The organism is Flavobacterium sp. AC274, assembly GCF_979258275.1.
Window position 1 is genome coordinate 4,884,979 of sequence record NZ_OZ409852.1, and the last position, 24,858, is coordinate 4,909,836.

The window sequence follows — 24,858 nt, forward strand, 5'->3', positions numbered from 1 at the left end:
AACAAAAAAAGAGGTATTCTACATGATTTTAGAATACCTCTTTTTTGTACTAATGTACTTTTTTTAATTGCTTCTTGTAGGAAGGTGAGGGTGATTCGCAATCAATAATTTGTACGAATATACAAATACAAATTAAATAAACAAGTTAATACGTAATCTTTTTCATCAAAAATAGTAAAATATTTTTCCGAGAAGCAATTTAAATATGTAAGAATACAGTATTTGCAGGGCTTGCAGAGAATTTATATGGATTTTTAAATGTGAAATATTAATTAATAATATTTTTCATAAAAAATAATAAAATAAATCCCAGAAGCACAACCGTAATATGCAGGATGATAGCATTGACCTGAGGCTGCAATGAATTTATCTGAGTTTTTATATCAGAAGTCGCAATTGTATGGATTTCATTTATTTTGTTTACTTGTTTTTGTAAAGAATCAATCGTTTTATTTAAATATAAAATGTTTTGATGCTGATTAGAAAACAAGCGCTTAACTTCCTTGTCTGATAAAGCTGCTTTTTTCTTAATAACTCCGGTTTTAGGTTCTTTAAGTGTTAACTCACTTACATCTTCAATTTTGCTGTTATTGACTTCAAAATTTTTATTTAGCTTGTTTACCAAAAAAAGATAAAAACAATATAGGAAAGTAAAAACGTTGGTAAAATGTACTGAACAATTATCTCTATGGGTTTTGGTCTCACCGCACTATGAATATTGTTTATGGTACTGTAATTAGTAAAAAAATAGGTTCTTGTTTTTTTCTTTATTCAATCTTTCGTTTTTAAATTTTTCTTCTAAATCTATCAGTTCAAAGCGATCCAGGGAATAAACCCCCAGACTTTCAGTTAGTTTTTTATGATGTACCATCCAATTGAGCACTTCTTCCATTTGATATTCAGTAATACCCGGATCTTTAAGTCTCCATAAAATTTCATTTTTTGTGAGTTCACACGGTTTTCCTTTGCTTTCAAAATAAAATAACTCTAAAATTATTTCATGCAAAGGTTTTGTCATTTCTATCGTATTCATAATCTCCATAATCCTTATTTTATAATAGAAGTTTTTTTGATATATAATAATATTTAGTCTGAGATTCATCGTCAAAAACCTCAAAAGTATTATTGCGCTGCATTTTTTCTAAAACCTCAACCTTACTGTTTAAAGTTGTAAAAATTGTTCTGAATTGGTCCGGCTTTTTCTTAAACTTTCGAATATCTTTAATCCTTATTTCATGCAAATCAGGACTGTTTACAAATACTCTTGTCTTGAAATAAAGTAAATCTGCCAAAGAACTTCTGTTTTTTATTGACTCTGTTTGTCTAATTTTACTAGCAAACATTTTACATCTGTCTCTAAAGCTTAAAATCTCGACTTTATCAATATTTGCGTTTGTATATTCTTTGCTAATTAATTCTCTGTAGTTTTCTATAAGCTGCTTAATTTCACTCTCAGTCAGTAAAATATGGACTTTGTTTTCTAAACTACTGTTAAGAGTATCTTTTGCATTTATTACAAATGTTTCGCTTTTATAGTTTTTAGGTATGTCGGTGCTTGTACTGTCTTTTCGCGGATAATTTTGAATAAGATTATTGATCGTTCCGCTTGGCTGACTTCTTAAAAAGCTAAACTCATTTTTGTATTGTGTCAGTGATTTTAATAATGTATTATTTGTTTTAATAGTTTTACTAATAACGCTGTCAATGGATTTATTGATAGTTTCCGGTGTAAGCTCTCCATTTAATTTAGGAAAAATGATGCCTCCATTAAAATTACTTTTTAATGGTGCATCGTAGATATAATCATTATCGACATCGCCATTGTATATAAACTCATCGTTTTTTGCAATCAGTTTTGGGTCAACATAATAGTTCTGGATATTTTTTTATTGGCACTACTTGCCTCGCTTAAATACATTTTACTCTGCAGAATGAAATCCTGGTTATCGGAATTGTTTTCATTTTTAAAAATAATGAATAATATTTTAGCATTATTTTTTGCCAAAATATTGAAACTATCCGGTAAAACGTTGTTTATAGATCCATCTAAACCTGTCAGGATAAAAAAGTTATTTTCAAAATTTGTTTCTGAACTCAAAAACTGGCTAATATTTGTATTGCTGTTGCGTAAAATATTCTCATCCAAAATTTCATCCGGTGTCTTAATGCTTTTCTCTATTAAATCAAACCATTTTGAAAAAGATTGGGATTTTATTAAATAATAACTTTTAGATTTCCCTTTTGCTATAAACGAATATGTAAAATTATAATTGGCATATAATTCACTACTGGTCGTTAATTTAAGATTCTGTAATGCCGAAAGTGTTTTTTTTAAATATTGCTTTGTTGAGTTGTTGTTCTCAAAAACGTAATAAAAATTAATATTCTTACTTTCCAAAGCAATTTGTTCGATGGTTTTAATCGAAATATCATCGCCTTTTAAATTTGTAATTTTGTTTTTGTCGTGGTTCCAAACATTTATAGGCAGCGATATTTTACTTGTGCTTTCGAACTTGATTGGATCACTTGACTGATTTTCATTTACAAAAAAAGTATTCTTGTACAATTCATTAGCCAGAAAATTAATTTTCCCTGAAGAAAAATGCAGCGTATCTGTAGGATTCAGCCTGACAACCATATTATCTTCTATAGGATTCAAATATTGCAAAGGAACCCAACCATATTTAAGATTGGTTGTGTCTTTTGGCATAACATCATCAAAATTTGATACAAAGGCTGAATTGGTGGTTTTGTTGATTTTATATACATATACAAAATCATTTAGTTTGATATTTTTTTAGATGCTGATTCTAAGTTGGGATCGTTCTTTAATAAAAGTGTGCTTTTTTTGACATTTTTACCACTGGAAAACAAGTTGTCTAAGGTATTTGAAGCCACAAAATATTTTACATACTTTAAATTGACCTGATTTTGCATCGCTCTGCTGTATTCAATGACATTTTCTTTTTTAATCCAACCCAGATACTGCACTTCTTTTGCATTAGAGAAATGATTTTTTTACTGCGTAAAACAGAAAATGTTCCTTTTGGTTTCCCAATCATTTTTTTATCTGCAACCACAACCTCATAATAGTTTTTATCTTGATCGATCACATACATTGGAGACAAAATATTTGCTTTATTGTTTACTTTGGCACCATAAGGTTCTTCGTAAATATTATTATCACTTCTATCTGAAAAAACTAATTTAAGCTGTGATTTTTCGCTTTCTTTTTGCTTTTCATTATCATAAGTGTTTACTGTTTTTCCTGTTTTTTCGATAACACTTGTACTATTTTTAACCTGAGAAAAAACACCATTTGTTACCAATAAGCAAATCAACGAGGTATATCGAAGTAAAATACTAATTTTCATCTATTTACTTTGTTTTTTAGTTTTTTGAGTAACATTTATTTGCTTAAAGCATTTAATGGTATCTAATTTTACTTCCTGAATTATGGTAGAATTTCCATCTAAGTAATGAAGTCCCTGACAATAACTTAAAAAATCATTGTATTTTTCTTCGTTTACTACTACTACAACATCAGATAAATCATTGCAGATGTATTTATTTTTCAAGTAATTAACCTGTTCCTTATACATTCTTGTATCCCTTGCTCCCAGATTGGCAATAATTTGCAGGCGCTTTTTTATATCGTTCAAAACAATACCTGCAGAATCTACAACTTCTGGTTCTTTGAATGGTTCGTACAATTGAAGAATCTCTATTTCTTTTGTTATAGGATATCTGGTTTTATCTGTTTCCAATTTTACGGTATAAATACCAGGCTGGGTAAAAATATAAATAGCCTGCTTTTCATAAGAATCGATCGTTCCGGTTTCACCAAATTCCCAATACCAATTGTTTGAACTTGGAGAATATCCTGTAAACACGATTTCTTCGCCCACATAACCAAACTCTGAGCAAAATATTTTTGGAATAGAATCTTTTGCTGTCAATGCTCTTCCATTGACGATATTAATTTGTTTTGAAAAATCGAATTTATTATCAATTTTTAGCGTTACTAAGTATTTACCTGATCGGTCATAAATATAATTTACGCTTCCTTTACTAACAATCGAATCACCGTTACCAAAATACCAGACTGCTTTTTTATCTGATATTAATGTACTGTCATTTATCTTAAAAGATAATTTTTCGTTTAATTCATACTGATGATTATCGTTATCGTCTAATATTGAAAAATCAAGATTACTTAATCTTTTATTGTACGGGAATAATAATGCCACTATAAACAAAATTATTGCAATACAAAACAAAACGATAACTACTGTTTTATTTTTAATGTTCATTTTTAAAATTTGCTTTACATTCGTTAAGACTTGTTTGTACAAGAGTATCGTTTTTTTCACGGTACTTTCTTCAAGGTTTATCTCTAAAAAAACATTTAACAGGTTGCCGCCAATTAAACAAAAGTTATATGACGAATGAAATTCGTTATCCTTATACAATCGCTTATAATCTGATATCCTTCTTTTTACTTCATCAATACGCTGTACCTGGTTGATGTCATATTTAATAGTATCAATGGTCTGGAAAATTTTTCTGGATTTATTAGCATAATCTACTTTAATCTTCTGCATTTTTTCATAATCATTGATTCTGTTGAGCATATCTGTATTATTAAAATTGGGTGTTTTTAATAAAAACTTGGTAACAACAATAAATATAATACAAGCACTGATGATAAATAATAAGTTGAATTTTACCTTTTTCCAATATGTTTCATCAAATTCTATTGCCTTCTTCATAAAATGGGATTATTTTTTTTATTTTCCTGATCGTGTTTATCAATACATTTTTTTAGCTGAGTTTTATTTATGTCGTAATTTGTCTCGGCTTCTTTCAAAACATCAATTTTAGTCTGTATATGTTGTAATTCGACCAAAAACTCTTCATATAAAACAAAAGAATTTGTCAAATTTGTTTTTGATTTTTGAATCTCGTTATTGATGGCAAATCTTTTCTCATTGATCAGAGACTGAAGGTTTTTGCGTTCGTTTAAAGTTCTGTCTTTAAATCTTAAATCGTTGATTTCTATTAATATTTCATCTAAAAGCAGGTTCATTTCGCCTTGTTTTACTGCGATATCATTGTAATATTTATGTTTTTGCTCTAACTCGGCAACGCCTTTGTTTGCAGTTATCAACGTGATATAGAGGCAACCAAAAACAAAAGCGAATGTTATAAAAAACATAATAAAAAACTTGCGCTTTTTACTGACTATTTTAACGTGATTAAGTGGTTTCATAGTTGTATGTTTAATCTAGTATTGACCACGTATTGCTTTTTGGGGCTGACACTTTGGTTTCTTCACTAATTACAATATTTTCTTTTCTGATTCCGATGTATTCTAATTCGCTTAATTTTTGCCATAAACGTTTTAAAATTCCTAGAAACTGATTTAGTTTTTCCAGTGTTTGCGCAATGTCATTATGGTCATAAACAGCGCTTTTTGCTTCAAACAATACACTAAGTAATTCTGAAGGTTTTACATCAATCCATTCGTAATAATATTGTAAAAGCATTTCTTTCTCTTTGTCGTCCATTAGGGTCAATGTTGAGATAAGATGATTGGCCAACACAATTATTTTGTCAAACATATACACCGGAGCTTCTTCAGAAGCTATGTTTTTAAGATAAAAGCAATGCTCTGCATAGTAATCAATTATTTTGGTACACAAACTAAATGTGTTCGATACTAATTTGTTGTTACTGGAACTGTGCGCGTTTTTTTTATGAATTTTTATCGAAAAATCGTTTAACTGATATAATTCGGTATTAACTTTTGTAATGAATTGATTTAAAGTTTCATTGTTTTTTGTTTTTACAACCGGAGCTATATATTTTCCGTCGTCAAGGAATGTACCGTTTTGAAATGCTAATTTTTTTACGATTAAAAAGTAGCCGGATAAAAAATTATCATTCACCTCATTTTTTTGACAATATGTAACTTTATCTCCGGAAGAGCATGAGGATGATGTAACGGAATTATTTCCGGATCAGGAATACCTACAGGAATTAGATCGTAAGGATTTATAGAAACAATAACATAATAATACTCTGCAGAATTTCGGTCTAAATCATTTGCATTGATACTTGCTTCAGGAAGTTTTGTACCATAAATATCCTGATTATAAGAAATTACATATCCGTTTTTAGCAATTACATCGCATTTTTTTAAATAGGCAACCAATTGTCCGCCTTCAATTTTTATTTCAACATCTATAGATATATTACCTGCTGGCTGAATAGCCCCATAATTAAAGTTGTTTAACTGAACTTTATTATAATCACTGACAATTGTTATAAAATTGAAATAATTATTGATAAAATGGTCTTTTGTTAGTTTTACACCATCTGTCCAGTTAATTGGTAAATGTATGTTTGATTTCATAATTGGTAAGTGTTATATTCTGGTATTAGTTAGTTTTTTTAGTTAATGAAGTATTCCATACTTCATTTTAATTATTCCTCTATTGGATTTTGCTTTTTCAAAGTAACTCTCTTGGCAAAAATGGTTTGTTTGTTTTTTAGTTTACCCTCTGAAATCGTCTGATAAGGACTTAGGTTCCTAATAAATAAAGGGAAACTGAAATATTTTGCCGTATAAAAAGTCCATCCCTTATCTTCATGCTCGGCACTGGATTCAATGGCATCATTGGGAAATCTATAATTTTGATCTTCAATAAACTTATCAAACCAATTACCCAGATTAACATCCTGGGCAATTTTTACATCAAATTTTGAAAAGAATTCAGAATTGCTTTTTTCTTTATATGTATTGATACCTGCATTAAACGAAACTTATCAATATTGTCCCAATACTCAATGTCTTTACGTTCTTTTCCAACCCTCCAATATTCATAAAATGACTCCGGAATCTGTAAATATTTTTTCTTTGATTCCTGAAAAAAGATTGGCGCAAATAACCATAGGATATTAAGCATACTGATATGTGCATAACTGGAAATCGCGATATAATTAAACACCAGATAGTAAATCCAGGAGGAGAGAATTGCTACGATTAAAAAAAGAAAAACTTTTGCCGGGGCACTATTTTGTATTTCTATCTTTTGAAACAAAGCAGAATCCATAAAGTACAACAATCCAACTCCGAGTATTAAGTACCATAATACTGAAAACAATAAGCCAAACCAAATAAACTCATTGTTAAAAAAGGCAAACAAACAAGGTAAAGCTGCTATGAGCGAAAAGCATAAAATAAATATTATGGCCGCCTTGGCTTTTATTTTTATACTCGAAAACTGACTCATAATGAGTGTTATAATAAGTATCAAAAACGGCGCTAAAAGGTATTTTAAAAAAAGGGTAGTATTGTATTCATAGGTAAATGTTATCTCTTTTATTATAGTTTAAAAATTATAAAATGGTATTTATACCTAAATAGTTTTCGTTTAGTTTTATCCCTAATTGATAGTTATTAAAAAAAACAATGTCAACTTTTCTGTTGCTAATAAGAAAGTATTCTAATACTTTTCGCGTGAGTTCCATCTTGTTTTCTAAAATGGGATAATTAATATTTCCTTCAAAATATAAGGTCACCTCAACATCATCAATCTCACTTTCTACCGCTCCGCTAAGTCCTAAATCAAAGCCTAAAGTACCTTCGCTTAGTTTTAAAAAAGGAGATGTCGTAAATACATGTTTTTTATATTTTAGTTTTACTACATTGCCTAACAGCATTTCTAAAACTTTTTCCAGTTCCGGAAGATTTTCTTTTAGCTTTTCGGCCTCACACAGATAAATGAACAGATTCTTTTTTTGTTCTTTAGATAAATTAAAATCAATACCAACTAGTTCATCTACTATATTTAGAAACAAATCAATCTTGTCCTGAAACAAGTGTAAGCTTCTGATCGCATAATGAGTATTGGCAAAAAAATCTCATTATCAAAAGGCATAAAGAAATCTAAAGCATTCTTTTCTGTTTCCTTATTTTCTTTAACCGCCTCTACAATCTCTTTGTTTGACATTGTAGGATTGCTAACAGACAAGGGATGAAAAAGCAGTTCAGGTAAATTATGATAAATGCTGTTTTTCGCCAAATGCAGAACAAGCGCTTCCTTGGTAAATCTGGAATCTTCCTGATATAACATTGAAGAGAGATCAATAGCATCTCTGGAATTGTTCCTTTTTGAAAGACCTTTGTGCCTAACAAAGACTTCGGTATCATCTTTTAGAATATTCTGCAATTCATAAAAAAGGATTTCACCTCTTAAATTAAAATTAAGCTGTTGTTTTAAAACTGTAATATCCTGTTCCATAGCTTACTTTTTTCCCAAATAAACTCATCTTCTTTTATATCTAAAACAATAGCTTCATTCTCAAGAATAGCTTCTGATATAATTAATTTTGAAATTGTTTTCTTAAGATACGTTCTCACGATTCCGGCAATAGGTCTGGCGCCATACTTTTTAGAAAATCCTTTATTTGTCAGATATTCTAAAGCACCATCTGATAGATCAAATGAAATATTTTTGATGCTTATCAATTGCTCTTGCAAGCGATTTAAGTGTAATTTAAAAATAGCTTTGGCAATTTCTATATTGATAGGGGCAAATGGAACAACCTCTGTCAAACGGCCTAAAAATTCAGGTCTGAAATGCTGGCTCATTATCTCAATTAATTGATTAGAAGTCGGTAAATGACCGCTTTCTATTTGCTCCTGAATCCATTGACTTCCAATGTTTGAAGTAAAAATGATGATCGCATTAGAAAAATCACCTTCACGACCTAATTTATCATGAATTTTTCCTTCATCCATAATTTGCAAAAACACATCGTAAACAGAGCTGTGTGCCTTTTCGATTTCGTCAAAAAGTACAACTGAATACGGTTTTTGCCTGATTTTATTAACCAGCATACCACCTTCTTCATACCCTACATATCCCGGAGGAGCACCATATAATAAAGCTGCCGAATGTTCTTCTTTAAATTCTGACATGTCAAATCGAATCATCGCATTTTCATCATCAAACAACAATTCAGCCAGCGTTTTTGTCAATTCTGTCTTTCCCGTTCCTGTTGGTCCTAAGAAAAAGAAGGATCCAATAGGTTGTTTAGGATTACTCAAACCACTTCTTGATTCGATAATAGCTTCGGATAACGTTTTTATAGCATGCGATTGTCCTTTTACCCTTTCCTGCAATTTATCCTCAATTGTTAAAAGCTTTTCTTTTTCGCCCGCACTTATTTTTCCTAACGGTATCCCGGTCGCATTAGAAACAACTGCCAGAATCTCAGATTTTGTTACAACTGTAATTTTTTCTTTTGCTATATTTTCAATGTTCGATGCTAATTTCTCGATATCTTCAAAAGTAACCGGTTCATTTTTTTGTCTTTTCGAATTTTCCGTAACATCAATTTTACTGGTTACAACACAGCTTATTCGATTGTATATTTCTTTTTCAAGCAAACTCATTTTTGATTCATCAGCCGGATCAGATTCTTTTATCTGTTCTTTTATTTTTACAATTTCTACTAATGAATTTGCATTGGAAACAATTACCGATGAAGCTGTTCTGTCTAATAAATCAATTGCTCCGTAAGGCAGTTTTTTTCCTTATAAAATCGTTTAGACAAATGAATTGCTTCCTGTATTACCTCTTCATTAATGGCTATTTTATAATGCTTTTCTAATTTATTTTTATAAATATCCAAACATTCAACCAATAAAGAATAATCCAGTTCTTCAATAAAAATGTTTTCAAATTTTCCGTTTATTGTAGTTCCTTCAATTGATTTTCTATAAGAATCAGCATCAATTGAGGCAATAATATTAATATCGCCCTGGGTTAATTGTGTATTAATAATATTGATGACAGCATTTGATTTAGAGTTTGATGAGTTTAGCAATACCTGTATATCATCAATAAAAAGAATGCTTTTTCCGTTTTTGGATAATTTTTCGAAAATTTCAATAAGCTTTTTCGAAATCTCATTTTCATTACTGCAATTTGCAACGAGTTTAGAAACATTTAAAGATAAAACAAGTGTTTCTTCAAAGAAATTAGGATCTGTTTCGTGTAAATTATGGATAAGGTTTTTTATAATACTTGTTTTTCCAATACCGGATTCTCCAATTAATAAAATACCATGGTTTTCATACCTTTCTATATTTTCAAGTATCAGTCGAACTTCTCTATTTCTGCCAATGATACTGCTTCCTTCTTCAATAATATTTTTTTTATATAAAGTATCGCAATAGCTAATGTCGATCGTTTCCTGCTCATCTGCATTGTCTGCCAGACTAAAACTCTTTTGATTATTTCTAAGTCCAAAGTGTTTCAAAAGTTCCTTATCACTTAAGTTTAAGCCATCAATTTGTTTGTCGCTATAAACCAATCCGGGTTTAATGATGGCAATAAAAACACAAAATGCATCAATAGAATCGGCCCCTAATCTAATTTTATTGAAATTTGATTCTGTAAAAACGTGTTCAACTTCGGTATCACTTGTAATACTATTATCATTGGTTTGAGATGAAGTGTACACTTCTTTTCTCACGTCAAACCATTCTTTTATATACTCTATATCTTTAGATAGTGATTTTAATACTTCTACTAATCCTGTTGGTTCAAATAACAATGCATACGCTAAATGAGCTACCCCATATGTACTGTGACCATCCTGAATTGCTAATGATTTAGCTGATTTAATTGCAGATAATAAGCTTGGACTATAATCTAATTCGTTCATAAGTTTAATTAATTGTAATTTGAAACGGAATGTTCATAACCGATTGTTTTTCTAATGTTTCTTTTAAAAACATCTCTATTTTTTTCTTGTTTTCTATCTGCAAAGCATATTTTTCCTGTAAAACAACTTCGATATCAATGGTTCTGTATACTCCTTGTTTTCTATTGCTGCTTATCCCTACTCCATCTGTAATTAAAACATCTTTAGTAATATTTCTTAAATGATAGTGCACCGCTGATTTTATATCCTGTTTGGTTACTAAGCGCTCTTTTGACAAAAAACCGTAACGTAGATTAATTAGTTTTTCGACTTTGTTATTCCTGTAAATCCCTCCAATTGAACTTGTTTCAAAAATGGTGGAATCCTGAGCTAATTCGGATATAGAGGTTTGTTTTAAAATGGTGCCTTTTTTTAAATTATTGGCCACTTGTCCATTCGAAGTCCAATACGAGTAATAAAGAATTTTAGATTTCTCAGTTTCATGAATTAAAGCATATACTTCCTCCTCATTAACCTGACTGTAACTGCTATTAATTTTACTTTCAATCGAATTAAGTTCTTCGTTGATTCTGGTCATTGTAGCATCAATATAATCTGCATTTATATTAGAAAAAGAACCAATATCTTCTCGTAATGCCCTAGCTAATTTTTTAAGAAAAAACTTTGCATTTCTTGAATCATAATTTTCTAATCCGCCATAAAAAATAGTAAATGTATTTGAGGTAAGAGAATTAGCTTGTTTTATACCATTTGTAAACTCAATATTTTTTTCGTTAAAAATTTTCATTACATCAAGAAAATGGGTATTCCTCTCCGCTTTCATCGGGAAAAGACGCCCTTCGATCTGAGCATTATGTACTCTGTTGTTTAACTTTCTATTGACAATTGGAAACGTATTTATTTTTATTTGAATTTTATCGAATTCTGTTTTAGTAAAAATTTCAGGAAATATAAATTCTAACCAAATCAATCCTGTATCTTTTTTGCTGGTTTTTAGCTCTTCTTTGTCTATTTCAAATCTGTCTAATATCGATTCGTATATCACGTTTTCTGCGTTAAGCTTTACTTTGTAAATAGAATTTTTATAGAATGATTTTATATTTTCGGCGTAATGTTTATTATCCTGAACTTCATCAAAAGTTTCATTTTCGATTTCAATATTATTCCCCAAAGAATCCTTTACTTTTATAAATTGCAAAAAGTTATCTAATGATGAGTTTTCTGTTATAAAAGTAAATTTCACTGAATTAAGCTTTTCCAGATTTTCTTTCGAAACATCTAATCCAACCCAAATACGATGATCTAAAACCTTATTTTGTGCAGATAAATGCTGTACCGTTTTTGAAGAATCTATTAAAAATGAGTCATACATTTGAAAACTAATCTCTCCTTCTACAATATTTTCATTGGTAAAAGGTGTAAAATAGATATCATAATCAACATTGGTGACCATTCCTGATTTTACAACAAATTCGGTATCATTATTTAGCATAACAATTCCTTTGGTAGCTGTTGTACTTGCCAGGGTATGAGCCGGCATTGGCAAATTCCATTGACTTGGTACAATCTCCTGAGCAATTCGTTCGATAATTTTATTATCAGATTCTACGCCTTCCTGATACAAATAGTAAAGTTCATGAACAAAAACATCTAATAACATCATCACCAAAGGATCTGCCATATTGATATCTTCAATTCCCCAAATTTCCAGGCATTTTTTTGTATCCTGTTCTTTATTTCGATAAACTTAACGTCTTTCATATTTTATTTTATTGCGAAATTGGGCTTATATTCAACTTTGTGTGAAAATTAAATGGAATTAAACTTTCTATGATGGAACCTTTTACGACTATATTGGCTTTTCTTCTAATACTTGAACCTAGTTCTTTATCATTAATTTCATCTAAAGAAATAGAAACTTCACTTAGAATTAGTCTTTTTTCGAAAGCCTGAATTGAATCATATAATGATTTTCTGACCAAATCTTCCCAGTCTCTTTTTTTAATATGTTGATTAAATTCTAAATCCCAAATAATCGTGCCATAGCTTGGTGTCTCTGGAATCTCACCAAAAGAAGTTGTAATTATCATCATAATATTGTACGCAATCGACTCGTCAATCTTACAAAAATTCTCCTGTGAACCTTTAAGCAAAGACTTAAAATTAACGGGGTATTTCAGATATTTCATCTTAAAAAAATATTAAGTTGTTTTTTAACAAAATTATGGTGTTTTAAATTTTTTAACATAGTACGACAAAAATCCAAATAAAATACTTACAAATCAATATTATTTAGAAGTTTTTTTTATTAGTTTTACAAAATTAACTAAAAATCTTATAAAATTATGAGCATGTTCAATTATGGTATTGGTGGCAATGAAGTGAAGGTTGATGCCAATGAATCAATTTTAGAAATTCCTTCAAACAGAACATTACTAATTCAAAAACTTACAAATGAGCAACCGGTGGGACCCGAAGCTGTGTATGATTTGCAGACAGTAGAAGCTGTGTTTGAAAAGTACAAACCAAGTGTAGATTTTGAATTTACTACTGAAGAAGGTTCAGATTTAAATGAATCTATGGTATTTCAAAACTTAGGCGATTTTGGAGCAAAATCAATTAAGGAGAATAGTCCTTTTTTAAATAAATTAAACACTGAAAAAGAACAAGCTTATAAAATTGTGCGTCAACTTTCCAGTAACAGAGGATTAATTAAAGCAATTCAGGACCCTGCTGTTAAAGAGGCTATAATTGAATTACTTGAAAACGCTAAGAATGAAATTAACAACAATAAACTATAAATATGGCAACTCAAACTAAAGAACAAAAAAGTCATGGTTCTTCAACCGAACAATTGCTACAGGAACAAGGCAGCAAAATAAATTTATTAAATGAATATGGCGGTTTTGCCTTTTTAGAAAATGTAATCGACGGATTGTCAAACTTAAACCCTACGAGAAAAGCGAGAAAAAATATTTTTCTTAATGATGCACAATGGGAAAATGAGAGAACAACTCTAACCAATAGACTTGAGTTATGGTTGGATTTATTAAAAGGCAACGATTCTGTTGAATCAATGATTGAAGTGGCAAATGCAAAAGCCACATCTGCAGATTCAACATTAAACAGGAATTTAAAATACGCATTAAATGTTTCAAGAGAGCTGGAAACATCTTACCGCAGTGTCGCTTTATTCTATAAAAATGCTGAGAGCGATAAAATTAAAAATGTAACTATCGTAAATGCAGATATATCTCAATTAAAAGATTTAGATAATACTTTGTTTATTGATTATGTTTCAAACGAATTAAAACAAAATTTTGACAGACTAGATTTGAGAAAAAACTACTCCATTCTTTCAGTACCCGGTTATTTAGGTTCTAATGCCGTTTTAGATAAATGGTCTAAAATAGCACACGAAAACAAAACGGTATTATTAACTGATTTTCAAGATCTTGAAACTCCAGATGACGTTATAGATATTTTCTTTAATGCAAATCATACTGGTGGTGATGTATTTAAATCTAACACAATCATGACTTGTAACTATTTACTGGGAAGAAGTAAATATGATGAAGTTGGAGAGGAAGATAATTTATATGTACCGCCATCCACTTCTTTAGCCGGTAAAATCTACAAAACGCTAATGTCTCAGGTTGTTGCTGGTAAAAAATTTGGAGGTCTAAACGAAGTAGAAAGTGTTCGTTTTGATTTGAAAAAGAGCGAAATTTCTGAACTTGAAAAAATGGGTCTTGTACCAATGGTAAATGAGTATAGTAAAATTATGGCTTTCTCTGCTAAAACATTATTTAACGGAGACAACTTAGGTTTACAAACTTACTCTGTAGTAAGAGTATTTGACCACATTACAAAAGTACTTTTCGACTTTTTAAACAGAAGAGCTTTTGAAAACTGGACAACAAGAACAGAAGCTGATTTAAGAAGCCAAATCATTAAGTTTTTAGATGGAATTAAAGGTCCAACTAATCTTATTGAAAAATTTACAGTGATGAAAATTGAACAAGATAAAACTCAAAAGGACAGAATTTTATTAGATATCCATATCACACCATATTTTCCAGCTAAAAGCTTTGTAATTCAATTAGATGGACATAAAGGAGATGGTCCTGAAGAAGCTGTTTGGCATAGTGACTACAAACAGGTTTAAACATATATTACCTATCACATTTATTTTTACCCCAAAAAGTTTTTACAAACTTTTTGGGGTTTTTTAATATAAAAATTCTTTTTATCATCTCGCTACGAATTTCTTCATCAAACAATTTGGCTACTTAAAATAAGAGTGATTTTAGAATACAACTGCCAGATTAAACTTCTTATAAGTTAAGATATTTCATTCAAAAAGTAAAAACCGAAACAACACTACAACATAAACGACTGCAAATCAAAAAAGTAATTAAAAAAATTATTAATTTTATAATAATTAACAAAAAATATTGCTAATAACTCAGCGCTATTTATGGTTCAAATTTTAAGATGGTTCGATTGTTTTTGCAGAAAAATTTTGATGCAAGCAGAAATTAACTAATTGCTTTAGGTTTCCCTCAGAAACAGGGTCTTCTCCAATGCAGATTTATTTAATCAGTTACATTTTTACCAGCAACAATAAGTTACTGTTTCAAATTTAAAAAAAATACTATGATTTTTTTTCAAAAACATTTCTCAGACAACTATAATATTTTTTTAATGAAAAACATTACACATTATTACAGCTTAAGTCATGAATGGCAAAAAGATTTTGCAAACGGATTAGGAACAAAAGTTATTGATAATAAAATAATGATTTTTCCTGAAACAATAGGTAAAGGTCATACCTATTTTACACAAGTTACACCAAGCATTTCAGCTTTGTTTTTTGATTTTGAATTAACCGATTCTTTAAAAATAACCCGATTAAATTCAAATCATCATTTATATATTTTTCATTACGATATAAGTGAACAAATCAACTTAATAAAAATCAACAATATAAATTATGAAATTGGTTCTTTTGAAAAATTAGAACTAGCTATTATTGACAATAAATTAGACAGTGTTTTTCAGCCCGCTATCAACGAAAGAATAATAGCATTACGTATATTGGTTGATAAAACTTTACTGGACGATTTCGTAGAAAAATATCCTAAAAAAGAAATTAAAAAAAACGCTGTTCAATTTGACAGTGATTCTCTATATCATTATGGAAATATAGACAGCAACAGTATATTACTTATTCAATCAATTAAAAATAAATCTATCTATGATATTTCTTTTGATTCCTTAGTTAAAGGTATTTGCTTAAAATTGCTTGGGAATTTTTTTAATAAATTTTATAAATCTTTTGACAATACCAGAGATATTACACAGATGGATCTTGATGCTGTTATAAAAACTAAAGAATATTTGCTTAATAATTTATACGGACCTTTTCCTTCGGTAACTTTTATAGCAGCAATGGCAGGAGTATCTGAATCGAAATACAAAATTCTCTTTAGAAAATGTTTTGATGATACTCCAAATAATTTTTTTATAAAAGAAAAAATGCTTCTCGCTCAAACATTGCTTAAAAGCGGCGAATATAAAACTATAAATGATGTTATTTACACAGTGAGTTACAGCAAAACTAGTTATTTCACAACTAAGTATTTTGAAATCTTTGAACGTAAACCTAAGGATGATTTTATTAAAAAAACTAAATAATATATTCTGTAATATTCAATGTAGTAAAAAATTTAACTTCGTTTCTAAATAAAAAAAGGGTATTTTTTACAATACCCTTTTTTAATCACCAATATTAATGGTTTACATGAATTATAAACTCAGAACGTCTGTTTTCCTGATGTTCCTCTTCAGAACATTTTACTCCATTCGTACATCTGTTTATTAAGCGGGTTTCACCATACCCTTGTCCAGTTACACGGCTTTCGTCAATTCCATGTGCTACGATATAGTCCACAGTTACCTTAGCTCTGTTTTCAGATAGCTTCATGTTAAAATCATCTCTACCTCTACTATCTGTATGCGAATTAATTTTTAAAGAAATACTCGGACGGGTTTTCATTAATTCCACCACTTTGTTCAATTCTATTTTAGAAGATTCTCTAATCTTAAATCCGTTGTAATCAAAATAAATAGGATTTAGTTTTAATTTATCTGTAAGATCATCTCCTTCCTGAAGAGTAACTTTATGATTATCAACAATTACTTCCATTTCATTAATAAAATCAAATGAATATTCGCGTTTTTCTGCTGGTTTAAATGCCGGTACAGCTTGTATTTTTTCAGTTAATCCAGGTTTTTTGTAGACTATTTTATATTCTTTGTAAGGCTCCAGATCTGCAGTATACTTACCTTCTTTATCACTATAAACAGTTTTTACGATACCGCCAGCTGCATTATAAATTTCAATAGCGATACCTTCAATTGGAGTACCATCTGTATATTTTAACTGTCCAAATACAATTGGATTGATATTAAAATCAAAAACTGCTTTTCTGTTTTCTATGAAAGAATAAATATCATCATTTCCACTTCTGTTAGAAGAAAAATATCCTTTTCTTGTTTTATCATTAATCACATAAGCAAAATCATCTGAATTAGTATTCACTCCATCTCCAAGATTCACTACATGATATAAACCATTATCATCTTTAATCGCTGCAAATACATCTAAACCACCAAGTCCCGGATGCCCATCTGAAGAAAAATACAGAACTCCTGCTTCATCTACAAACGGATATGTTTCTCTTCCTAATGTATTAATCTCATCGCCTAATTTTTTAACATCATTACCAACGAAACCACCTTTTTTAAGACTCGCAACATAGATGTCAGAATTTCCAAATTTATTATTTCTATCAGAAACAAAATAAAGCTCAGATTCGTCAGCACTCAAAGCCGGATGTGCCGAAGAAAATCCATCATTATTAATTGGATAACCCAATTCTTTTATATTTTTCCACTCTCCATCAATATTCTGTGCCACATAAATTTTTAGATAAGTGGTCCCTTCTTTATCTGTTCCTAATTTTCCATCAACATAATTATTTCTGGTAAAATACATTGTTTTACCATCTTTTGTTATAGCTGGAGTACTTTGGTGATATCTTGTATTTACATCCCCTTTTAAAAGTACAGGATTTTGCAAACCTCCATCAACGGTTACATCTGCTGAGTATAGTTTTAAGAAGGATTTTTCATTCCAGCTATGCTTGCGTTTTATAATTGATCCGGTATCTTTTGCAGAAGCGTAGATCACTTTATCATTACCATAAAATACAGCTCCAAAATCTGAAAACGGAGAGTTAACTTCTACAGGCTTAAAAGTATATCGTCCTGATTGTCTTTTAATTTTTTCCATTAATTTTATCTCATTCCAATCTGCACTCAAATCTGTTTTACCTGATTTTGAATAGTAGATCTTCATAACATCTTCTGCTTCCTTGTACTTTTGACTATTATTTAAAGCCTGTGCATATCTAAAATAATATTCAGGATCTACAGCTGTTGCAGAATTTACTATCTTAGAATAATTTTGAATTGCCTCGGGATAATTTCCGTTATAATAATAACAATCCCCCAGTTTAGTGTAAACTTCTATAGAATTATTTCCTTTTTTTATTTCTTCTTTATACAGCTTTGCTGCCTCTACAAAAGCAAATTTATTATAAGCCTCATTTGCTTTACTCAATTTTTTATCCTGCGCTTGTATAACACTTATATGCAACATACAAACCATAAGGAAAATAAACCCTGTTTTTAATTTTCTATGAATCATCTTATTCTGTATTAAGTTATTAGAAGAATCTAGGAGTAACTAATCTTGATTTTGATTTGCTTACTAAATCAAATCGTAAAAAAAGCTCGTGAGATCCTGAGTTATAATGTCCTAAATTGGTTGTATCATAGTCGTATCCATATCCAACCTGTATACCATCTGAAATCTGAAATCCAGCCAATGCACTTACACTGGCATCCCAGCGATAAGCTGCTCCAATAGTAAATTTGTCATGGATTAAAAAGTTTGCCGACATGTCAACTGCAAGTGGCGCTCCGGCAACAGCTTTTACTAAAACTGCCGGCTTAAACTTTAAATACGGATTAAGATCGAAAACATAACCTCCTATTAAATAAAAGTGTGATTTTGTAGAATAAACCGTTTCAGCAACATCATCAAAATGACTTGTTTTTAACAATTTAGGAACAGACAAACCAACATACCAATTATAGGAGTGAACATAAAATCCAGCTCCAACATTAGGAGAAATTCGGGATTCTACCCCATTCATATAAGGATCCGGACTTTCCTGGTTCAATCTGCTGTAATCAACTGAAAAATTATCGACTCCTGCAGATATCCCAAATGAATATTTCACCTCTGTACTACCTAGAATTGTATAAGCGAAATTAGCCGTAACATCTACGTCTTTTACTGGTCCGATTTGGTCACTAATTACATTTAAACCGATACCATTAGCATGAGATCCTAAAGGACTCTGAAGTGAAAAGTTCATTGTTTTTGGAGCTCCATCCAATCCAACCCATTGTGTTCTATATAGTCCCATTGCACTGACTACTTCTCTTGACCCGGTATATCCAGGGTTAAAAGTCATTGTGTTGTACATGTATTGCGAATATTGTGACTCTTGTTGTGCTGATGCGCTAAAGGCTCCCACCAACAATAGTATTACTATGTGATAAATATTTTTCATTACTTAATTAATTTTTATTATCAATTTTTATTATTGATTGTTGATATACAAGTATCCGGATTTCTCAACCCCTTTTTTACCATTATTATATTTTAATATGTAGAAATAAGTTCCGGTAGGAAGTTTTTCTCCTCTCTTGATTGTTGCACGTCCATCAGAATAACCGGCAAACATTACATCACTTTCATTGTATGATTTTGCATCGTATACTTTAACTCCCCATCTGTTGTAAATTTCAACAGAGTTGTCCGGATATTTATCTATTCCTTTAATATGGAAAGTATCATTAATACCATCTCCGTTTGGAGATACTGCATTGTATACTATTAAATCATCTGGTTCTTCGGTTGTTTTCTTAACAATTGCCATAGTAAACAAGCCATATCCTCTTACCTGACTTGTCAATAAATTTGTATAGGGTTCTCCACTTACAGGTTCACTAAGTTTACCGCCGTCATTTACCCATTTTGATTGTTCTTCATCCCAACGTACAATAGCAATTTGAGTGTCAGATGTTTCTGAAAAAAGTAGCAGGGGTTGTATCATTGTCAAGTGTAAGACTTAGTACTATTTTCTCTGTACCTTTATCTTGTCTCACTTCCCAATATTCCTGATCATTAATCTCAATGATAGATTCTTCTTTATTAGAATGAGAATGAAGATCTGCAGAGTTTTTATGAAAATATTGTGTCGTATATGTATTGTTTTCTGAAACAGCCCCATGAAAAGATGGTCTATAGAATTTCTCAGATCCTACCGGAAACTGAAAATCCTTTTTCCTTTTTCTGAACTTTACCATCGACAAACGATTTGTCGCTAGTTTTTTCATGTTCAGCATTTTCATTAAAGATTACCAGGGCATCCGGTAAACTAACTCCATCTATAACACCTTGTACAAACTCTGCTTTTTTGTTTACAGAAATCATTGTACCCAAATAGAAAGGAACAGGATCAGATACGTTATCAAATTTGATATTTTGAAAATCTGACTGTTTTTTTCCTTCTATAAATTGATCTCCCTGACCGTTAAAAAATGTTTTACCATTTTTAGTATCACTAAAATCAACTACACCGTTGTTATTCCAGTTTTTAAATATATAAACCTCACCATCATTGATAAAGTTTCCTGAATTATCATTTTGATAATCTTCGTAGACAGACAAAATAGTCTTATCCTGTACCAGAACTTCTCCTTTGTTATAAAACTGGGCATTTCCTTTGTAAGAAGTGAGTAATCCTGTTAAAAGGCAAAAACCGTAAACTGAACCGTTTTTAATAAATCGATCTGTCTCCTTTTGCTTATTTAATTTATATAAAGTATTGTCTTTCATATCTATATAATTTTTGGTAAAAATCATTTGTTAATTTATGATGCAAAATTACTTCGACTATAAAACTTAAATAACCTGTCAAGGTCATTAGTGTATTACAATAGGATTAAATAACATGCTATCATCACATAATCAACCACATATAAACATTTAACAAGTCAGCTAAAATCTTTATATCCTATTATTATAATGTAAAATCCTTGTGTGAAAATTTGTGTTTTTATCTATAAAAGTTTATAGAATTGCAGGTTAAATCGATTGTATGTTATAGTTTAAATAGTAAATTAAAAACTCATATATACTGTTCGTTTTTTTAGAATTACTTTTATTTATTAAAAGCTTATTAAGTTAATGATGGCAAAAATAATTGGGATTTTGTGTGTTTTTAAAAAATGTAAAACACTTAAAAAAAATGAGGAAGCTTAAACCTCCTCATCCTAAAAAAAACAGTTAAGAAAATATTATTTTACTCCTCTAGAAGTAATGAAAAATAATACACAAATATCCAGATAATAAGGCAGTATAATACCCATTTTAAGGTTAATAAGCTATAAATTAAGCTATTTTAATATGTCTTACTTATGACTGTGTTAATAGAAAATTTTATTTTATTCTCTTGATGTAATTAAATAGAAAATAGCAACCATTTTTACCGATCACCCAATTATTCCTTTTATAAATAGCTACTAGTTTTTCTTATTACAGCAAATACTCAAAAATTCCATTTCTTATAAATTCAACTATTAACTTCATATAATAAATAATCTGTCATAACCCGAATAATCTACAAAGAAGCTTTAACAACAAAAAAGCGATAACTTTCGCTACCGCTTTTTTTAAATTTTCAATTATGATAAATAGACATTGTAATCCAATATATAGATTACCTTTATTAAATTTAATTATCTTAATCTTTTCAAAGAGAAAAACTAACTGGACCAGTACCTGTACCTCCTGCACTATAAGCCATAATCGTCATTTGCAAACCTGCTGTTGATACGGCCAAAGAATAAGAATGCGTTGAATCCATATCAATCGAAGCAATAAGTGTATACGTCTGAAGCGCATTTGCTGTCGCATAATTATCATTTACCTTAGCCACCCAATTACCTGTTGTATTATCAACAATACCAATTTCTGGTCGTCGTCCACCGCTTGTAGCTGATATTTGAACATTAATTGTAATTAGATGAATTCCTGAATTAACTACATTAAAATTATTGCCGCTACTTGAGCTTGTAAATCTATTTTTATTATCAATAATTACATTTGTAACATTTCCAACTGGCACTATTCCACCCGCATTTGTAGTATAATTTGCCATCATTTGTGCTGTAATTTCCTGCGCTACTACAAGTTTACCATCAACAACAATAACAGTACCAGTATCAGTAGGGACGATACCAGCATCTGGAGCATCTTTCCAAGTTGCAGACCCTGAACCATTTGAAGTCAAAATCTGACCCGTTGTACCACCTTTTATATCTAAAGCTGTTGCTGCTGTTAATAATTTACCACCTCCTGTTACAGTCAAAGCACTGTTTGCAGAGGTAAGTGCGTATAATGATCCAGTATCAAATGCTCCTTTTACTCCTTGAGGTCCAGTTGCTCCGGCTGCTCCGGCAACCCCTTGAGGGCCTTGTGCTCCCACTGGTCCGGTAGCTCCGGCTGGTCCTGTAGCACCAGCTGGTCCGGCAACTCCTTGCGCTCCTGTAAGTCCTGTTACTCCAGTATCTCCTTTAGGTCCCGTTGCCCCAGCAACCCCTTGAGGTCCTTGTGCTCCAGTTGCTCCGGTAGCTCCAGTTGCTCCCGCTATTGCTGATGCTGCTTTCCAAACTACATTACCATTTCCATCTGCCGCAACAGCTACATAACCTGCTGCAGGCACAGAACCATCAGTACCTTTAGTAATAGACAAATTATTTACACCTGTTTTTCTAGTTGCTTCATCTATAGTTAAATCATTAGTAGATTTGGAGTTATTCCAAATACTAAAAGAACCATTGGTTTTATAAAGTCCAAAATAATTTGTATTTGTTGTTGTTCTATCAGATATCTGTAATTCATTCTTAACATAAGCATTACTAATATTAAGAATATTTTTACTGCTCATATCTAAATTTTGCGTAGCAGTATGATTACCAAGATTATCCCCTACAGCATCTTTCCAAGTTGCAGATCCCGCACCGTTTGAGCTTAAAACCTGTCCTGTTGTACCACCCTTAATATCTAAAGCTGTTGCTGCAGTTAATAATTTACCACCTCCTGTTACAGTTAAAGCACTGTTTGCAGAGGTAAGTGCATATAATGATCCTGTATCAAATGTTCCTGCTGCTCCGGCAACCCCTTGAGGCCCTTGCGCTCCCGTGGCTCCAGTAGCACCGGCTGGTCCTGTAGCACCAGCTGGTCCGGCAACCCCTTGAGGTCCTTGTGCTCCAGTTGCTCCCGTTGCTCCAGCTATTGCTGAAGCTGCTCTCCAAACGACATTACCATTTGTATCTGCCGCAACGGCTACATAACCTGCTGCCGGTGCAGAATCATCGGTACCTCTATAAATAGATAAATTATGTACAGTTGTTTTTCTAGTTACTTCATCTATACTAAAATCATTACTTTTTCTTAAGCTATTCCAAATACCAAAAAGACCATCGTTTTTATAAAGTCCGAAATAATTTGTATTTCCCGCTGTTCTGTCTAATATTTGCAGTTCACTTTTAATAAAACCAGTAAAAATATTATTGATATTTTTACCATTCATATCTAGATTTTGTGTAGCAAAATGATTACCAAGATTATCCCCTAAGCTTGCACTTGTTACAGATTTTAAAACTCCATTAGCATCTGTTACCACTATATTGTCTGTAACTGCACCTGTTTGCAAACCTTTTAATGCTAAGGTAAAAGCAGATGTTGTGGTTAAAACTGAAGGTTTTGTTAAATCCCCTCCTAACTGAACGTTACCGCCCATTACCGTCAATCCATTATTTGCTGTATTAAGAGCATTAGGATTAATTGTGACTTTTTTACCCTTTACTGTGACTACTGTTTCTGTTTGCGCTATTAGAAATCCTCCCTGGATTAAAAGCAGCATACATATTATTTTTTCATTTTTCTGAAATATTTTTTTATGATTCATTAATTGCATTAAACTAAAGAAGAAATCAATCTTAATGCATTGACAAAATAGTTTTGTCCTGTTACAACTTCCCTTTGTCATAAAACTAGGCATGTCCTTTGTAAGAAGCCAGCAAACCAGTCAAAAGGCAAAAGCTACAAATTGAACCGCCTTTAATAAAACGATCTGTATCCTTATTATTTACTTTATATAAAGTATTATTTTTTCATGTTTATATAATTTTTGGTATAAATCACATTATTATTTTATGATGCAAAATTACTTCGGAATCAAAACATGGATAACCTATCAAAGTCTTTCCTGTATTAAAACAGGATTAAATATAATTATTATTTCATTAACAATCAATCACTTACATGTGATTTAACTCTTTTAATTTTACAGTACTAAATTCTTATGTAATAATTTAAACTTAGCCTTAAGAGCTTTTTAGAATTGTATATTAAGTCATTTATATATGCCTTGTTATTGACTGTGTTAATAGAAAATTTTATTTTATTCTCTTGACGCAATTAGATAGAAAATAGCAACCATTTTTACCGATCACCAATTATTCCTTTTATAAATAGCTGCTAGTTTTTTCTTATTACAGGAAATACTTAAAAATTCCATTTCTTATAAATTCAACTATTAACTTCATATAATAAATAGTCTATCATAACCAAAATAATCTATAAAAGCTTTAGCAAAAAAACGGCAACTTTCGCTACCGCTTTTTTTAATTTTCAATTATGATAAATGGACATTGTAATCCAATATATAGATTTACCTTTATTAAATTTAATTATTTTAATCTTTTCAAAGAGAAAAACTAACTGGACCAGTACCTGTACCTCCTGTACTATAAGCCATAATAGTCACTGCCGAATTTGATGCTGCGCAACCAAAAGAATAAGAATGCGTTGAATCCATATCAATCGAAGTAATAAGTGTATAT

The 24,858-nt window shown here is 30.6% G+C and carries 23 protein-coding genes and 2 pseudogenes; 3 read left to right on the forward strand and 22 right to left on the reverse strand.

The annotated features are described in order from the left end of the window. Positions 1–268: 268 nt before the first annotated feature. The 16 genes and pseudogenes from ACZZZT_RS22125 to ACZZZT_RS22200 all read right to left on the reverse strand — a co-directional run bounded on the left by ACZZZT_RS22125 (position 269) and on the right by ACZZZT_RS22200 (position 12,896). Positions 269–625, reverse strand: coding sequence for a hypothetical protein (locus ACZZZT_RS22125; protein ID WP_463461963.1), 357 nt, complete (start codon positions 623–625; stop codon positions 269–271). A 111-nt stretch (positions 626–736) separates the two neighbouring features. After that, positions 737–1,042 (reverse strand): DUF5457 domain-containing protein, encoded by a 306-nt coding sequence (locus ACZZZT_RS22130; protein ID WP_463461964.1) that lies wholly within the window; start codon positions 1,040–1,042, stop codon positions 737–739. Between the two features lie 10 nt (positions 1,043–1,052). Further along, positions 1,053–1,718 carry a hypothetical protein gene (locus tag ACZZZT_RS22135; RefSeq protein WP_463462482.1) on the reverse strand — a complete coding sequence of 222 codons (666 nt, stop codon included), beginning with the start codon at positions 1,716–1,718 and terminating at the stop codon, positions 1,053–1,055. Then, positions 1,695–2,791, reverse strand: a pseudogene (locus tag ACZZZT_RS22140) (hypothetical protein); the annotation flags it as partial. The pseudogene ACZZZT_RS22140 and the gene ACZZZT_RS22135, both read right to left, overlap by 24 nt. 124 nt (positions 2,792–2,915) lie before the next feature. Continuing rightward, entirely contained in the window at positions 2,916–3,374 is a 459-nt protein-coding gene (gene tssR / locus ACZZZT_RS22145) for a type VI secretion system protein TssR domain-containing protein (RefSeq protein ID WP_463461965.1), read from the reverse strand. Then, complete coding sequence (tssO, locus tag ACZZZT_RS22150) at positions 3,375–4,772, reverse strand: type VI secretion system TssO (protein ID WP_463461966.1); 1,398 nt, start codon at positions 4,770–4,772, stop codon at positions 3,375–3,377. Then, positions 4,769–5,272, reverse strand: a complete 504-nt coding sequence (locus ACZZZT_RS22155; protein ID WP_463461967.1) for a hypothetical protein — start codon at positions 5,270–5,272, stop codon at positions 4,769–4,771. The genes tssO and ACZZZT_RS22155 overlap by 4 nt, the downstream gene beginning before the upstream one ends. Before the next feature lie 10 nt (positions 5,273–5,282). Next, positions 5,283–5,951 carry a hypothetical protein gene (locus tag ACZZZT_RS22160; RefSeq protein WP_463461968.1) on the reverse strand — a complete coding sequence of 223 codons (669 nt, stop codon included), beginning with the start codon at positions 5,949–5,951 and terminating at the stop codon, positions 5,283–5,285. Next, complete coding sequence (locus tag ACZZZT_RS22165; protein WP_463461969.1) at positions 5,948–6,418, reverse strand: hypothetical protein; 471 nt, start codon at positions 6,416–6,418, stop codon at positions 5,948–5,950. Before ACZZZT_RS22165 ends, ACZZZT_RS22160 begins: the two co-directional genes overlap by 4 nt. A gap of 71 nt (positions 6,419–6,489) precedes the next feature. Beyond that, a pseudogene (locus ACZZZT_RS22170) lies at positions 6,490–7,298 on the reverse strand (TssN family type VI secretion system protein). 106 nt (positions 7,299–7,404) lie between these two features. Continuing rightward, positions 7,405–7,866 (reverse strand): hypothetical protein, encoded by a 462-nt coding sequence (locus ACZZZT_RS22175; RefSeq protein ID WP_463461970.1) that lies wholly within the window; start codon positions 7,864–7,866, stop codon positions 7,405–7,407. Further along, complete coding sequence (locus ACZZZT_RS22180; protein ID WP_463461971.1) at positions 7,857–8,309, reverse strand: hypothetical protein; 453 nt, start codon at positions 8,307–8,309, stop codon at positions 7,857–7,859. Before ACZZZT_RS22180 ends, ACZZZT_RS22175 begins: the two co-directional genes overlap by 10 nt. Further along, the gene (locus ACZZZT_RS22185; protein WP_463461972.1) at positions 8,285–9,466 is read right to left on the reverse strand and encodes an AAA family ATPase; all 1,182 of its coding nucleotides are present in this window, start codon (positions 9,464–9,466) and stop codon (positions 8,285–8,287) included. Before ACZZZT_RS22185 ends, ACZZZT_RS22180 begins: the two co-directional genes overlap by 25 nt. Positions 9,467–9,570: 104 nt before the next feature. Continuing rightward, positions 9,571–10,743: an AAA family ATPase gene (locus tag ACZZZT_RS22190; protein ID WP_463461973.1), complete on the reverse strand. Its 1,173-nt coding sequence runs from the start codon at positions 10,741–10,743 to the stop codon at positions 9,571–9,573. Between the two features lie 4 nt (positions 10,744–10,747). Next, a complete protein-coding gene (locus ACZZZT_RS22195; protein ID WP_463461974.1) occupies positions 10,748–12,424 on the reverse strand; it encodes a hypothetical protein in 1,677 nt (558 codons plus the stop codon). A gap of 88 nt (positions 12,425–12,512) precedes the next feature. Further along, positions 12,513–12,896: a GPW/gp25 family protein gene (locus ACZZZT_RS22200; protein ID WP_463461975.1), complete on the reverse strand. Its 384-nt coding sequence runs from the start codon at positions 12,894–12,896 to the stop codon at positions 12,513–12,515. A gap of 192 nt (positions 12,897–13,088) precedes the next feature. On the opposite strand from ACZZZT_RS22200, the gene ACZZZT_RS22205 reads away from it, so the two are divergent. The 3 genes from ACZZZT_RS22205 to ACZZZT_RS22215 all read left to right on the forward strand — a co-directional run bounded on the left by ACZZZT_RS22205 (position 13,089) and on the right by ACZZZT_RS22215 (position 16,443). After that, positions 13,089–13,544: a hypothetical protein gene (locus tag ACZZZT_RS22205; RefSeq protein ID WP_042566698.1), complete on the forward strand. Its 456-nt coding sequence runs from the start codon at positions 13,089–13,091 to the stop codon at positions 13,542–13,544. Positions 13,545–13,546: 2 nt separating this feature from the next. After that, positions 13,547–14,911 carry a DUF5458 family protein gene (locus ACZZZT_RS22210; protein WP_042566699.1) on the forward strand — a complete coding sequence of 455 codons (1,365 nt, stop codon included), beginning with the start codon at positions 13,547–13,549 and terminating at the stop codon, positions 14,909–14,911. Between the two features lie 539 nt (positions 14,912–15,450). Continuing rightward, complete coding sequence (locus tag ACZZZT_RS22215; RefSeq protein WP_463461976.1) at positions 15,451–16,443, forward strand: helix-turn-helix transcriptional regulator; 993 nt, start codon at positions 15,451–15,453, stop codon at positions 16,441–16,443. Between the two features lie 94 nt (positions 16,444–16,537). Here ACZZZT_RS22215 and ACZZZT_RS22220 read toward each other — a convergent pair whose 3' ends face one another. The 6 genes from ACZZZT_RS22220 to ACZZZT_RS22245 all read right to left on the reverse strand — a co-directional run bounded on the left by ACZZZT_RS22220 (position 16,538) and on the right by ACZZZT_RS22245 (position 23,876). Beyond that, positions 16,538–18,520, reverse strand: coding sequence for an OmpA family protein (locus ACZZZT_RS22220; RefSeq protein WP_463461977.1), 1,983 nt, complete (start codon positions 18,518–18,520; stop codon positions 16,538–16,540). 19 nt (positions 18,521–18,539) lie between these two features. Then, positions 18,540–19,454, reverse strand: a complete 915-nt coding sequence (locus tag ACZZZT_RS22225; protein WP_463461978.1) for a PorP/SprF family type IX secretion system membrane protein — start codon at positions 19,452–19,454, stop codon at positions 18,540–18,542. 30 nt (positions 19,455–19,484) lie between these two features. Next, positions 19,485–20,000: a gliding motility-associated C-terminal domain-containing protein gene (locus ACZZZT_RS22230; RefSeq protein WP_463461979.1), complete on the reverse strand. Its 516-nt coding sequence runs from the start codon at positions 19,998–20,000 to the stop codon at positions 19,485–19,487. Next, positions 19,963–20,253 carry a hypothetical protein gene (locus tag ACZZZT_RS22235; RefSeq protein WP_463461980.1) on the reverse strand — a complete coding sequence of 97 codons (291 nt, stop codon included), beginning with the start codon at positions 20,251–20,253 and terminating at the stop codon, positions 19,963–19,965. Before ACZZZT_RS22235 ends, ACZZZT_RS22230 begins: the two co-directional genes overlap by 38 nt. After that, complete coding sequence (locus tag ACZZZT_RS22240) at positions 20,201–20,785, reverse strand: hypothetical protein (RefSeq protein WP_463461981.1); 585 nt, start codon at positions 20,783–20,785, stop codon at positions 20,201–20,203. Before ACZZZT_RS22240 ends, ACZZZT_RS22235 begins: the two co-directional genes overlap by 53 nt. A 916-nt stretch (positions 20,786–21,701) precedes the next feature. After that, positions 21,702–23,876 (reverse strand): hypothetical protein, encoded by a 2,175-nt coding sequence (locus tag ACZZZT_RS22245; protein ID WP_463461982.1) that lies wholly within the window; start codon positions 23,874–23,876, stop codon positions 21,702–21,704. Between the last annotated feature and the right edge of the window lie 982 nt (positions 23,877–24,858).

Excerpts from the sequence above, each read along its gene's own strand:
- ACZZZT_RS22130 (WP_463461964.1), bottom strand. The coding sequence starts at position 1,042 with ATGGAGATTATGAATACGATAGAAATGACAAAACCTTTGCATGAAATA.
- tssR (WP_463461965.1), bottom strand. The coding sequence starts at position 3,374 with ATGAAAATTAGTATTTTACTTCGATATACCTCGTTGATTTGCTTATTG.
- tssO (WP_463461966.1), bottom strand. The coding sequence starts at position 4,772 with ATGAAGAAGGCAATAGAATTTGATGAAACATATTGGAAAAAGGTAAAA.
- ACZZZT_RS22155 (WP_463461967.1), bottom strand. The coding sequence starts at position 5,272 with ATGAAACCACTTAATCACGTTAAAATAGTCAGTAAAAAGCGCAAGTTT.
- ACZZZT_RS22165 (WP_463461969.1), bottom strand. The coding sequence starts at position 6,418 with ATGAAATCAAACATACATTTACCAATTAACTGGACAGATGGTGTAAAA.
- ACZZZT_RS22180 (WP_463461971.1), bottom strand. The coding sequence starts at position 8,309 with ATGGAACAGGATATTACAGTTTTAAAACAACAGCTTAATTTTAATTTA.
- ACZZZT_RS22185 (WP_463461972.1), bottom strand. The coding sequence starts at position 9,466 with ATGAGTTTGCTTGAAAAAGAAATATACAATCGAATAAGCTGTGTTGTA.
- ACZZZT_RS22190 (WP_463461973.1), bottom strand. The coding sequence starts at position 10,743 with ATGAACGAATTAGATTATAGTCCAAGCTTATTATCTGCAATTAAATCA.
- ACZZZT_RS22195 (WP_463461974.1), bottom strand. The coding sequence starts at position 12,424 with ATGGCAGATCCTTTGGTGATGATGTTATTAGATGTTTTTGTTCATGAA.
- ACZZZT_RS22205 (WP_042566698.1), top strand. The coding sequence starts at position 13,089 with ATGAGCATGTTCAATTATGGTATTGGTGGCAATGAAGTGAAGGTTGAT.
- ACZZZT_RS22210 (WP_042566699.1), top strand. The coding sequence starts at position 13,547 with ATGGCAACTCAAACTAAAGAACAAAAAAGTCATGGTTCTTCAACCGAA.
- ACZZZT_RS22215 (WP_463461976.1), top strand. The coding sequence starts at position 15,451 with ATGAAAAACATTACACATTATTACAGCTTAAGTCATGAATGGCAAAAA.
- ACZZZT_RS22220 (WP_463461977.1), bottom strand. The coding sequence starts at position 18,520 with ATGATTCATAGAAAATTAAAAACAGGGTTTATTTTCCTTATGGTTTGT.
- ACZZZT_RS22225 (WP_463461978.1), bottom strand. The coding sequence starts at position 19,454 with ATGAAAAATATTTATCACATAGTAATACTATTGTTGGTGGGAGCCTTT.
- ACZZZT_RS22230 (WP_463461979.1), bottom strand. The coding sequence starts at position 20,000 with ATGATACAACCCCTGCTACTTTTTTCAGAAACATCTGACACTCAAATT.
- ACZZZT_RS22235 (WP_463461980.1), bottom strand. The coding sequence starts at position 20,253 with ATGGTAAAGTTCAGAAAAAGGAAAAAGGATTTTCAGTTTCCGGTAGGA.
- ACZZZT_RS22240 (WP_463461981.1), bottom strand. The coding sequence starts at position 20,785 with ATGAAAGACAATACTTTATATAAATTAAATAAGCAAAAGGAGACAGAT.
- ACZZZT_RS22245 (WP_463461982.1), bottom strand. The coding sequence starts at position 23,876 with ATGCTGCTTTTAATCCAGGGAGGATTTCTAATAGCGCAAACAGAAACA.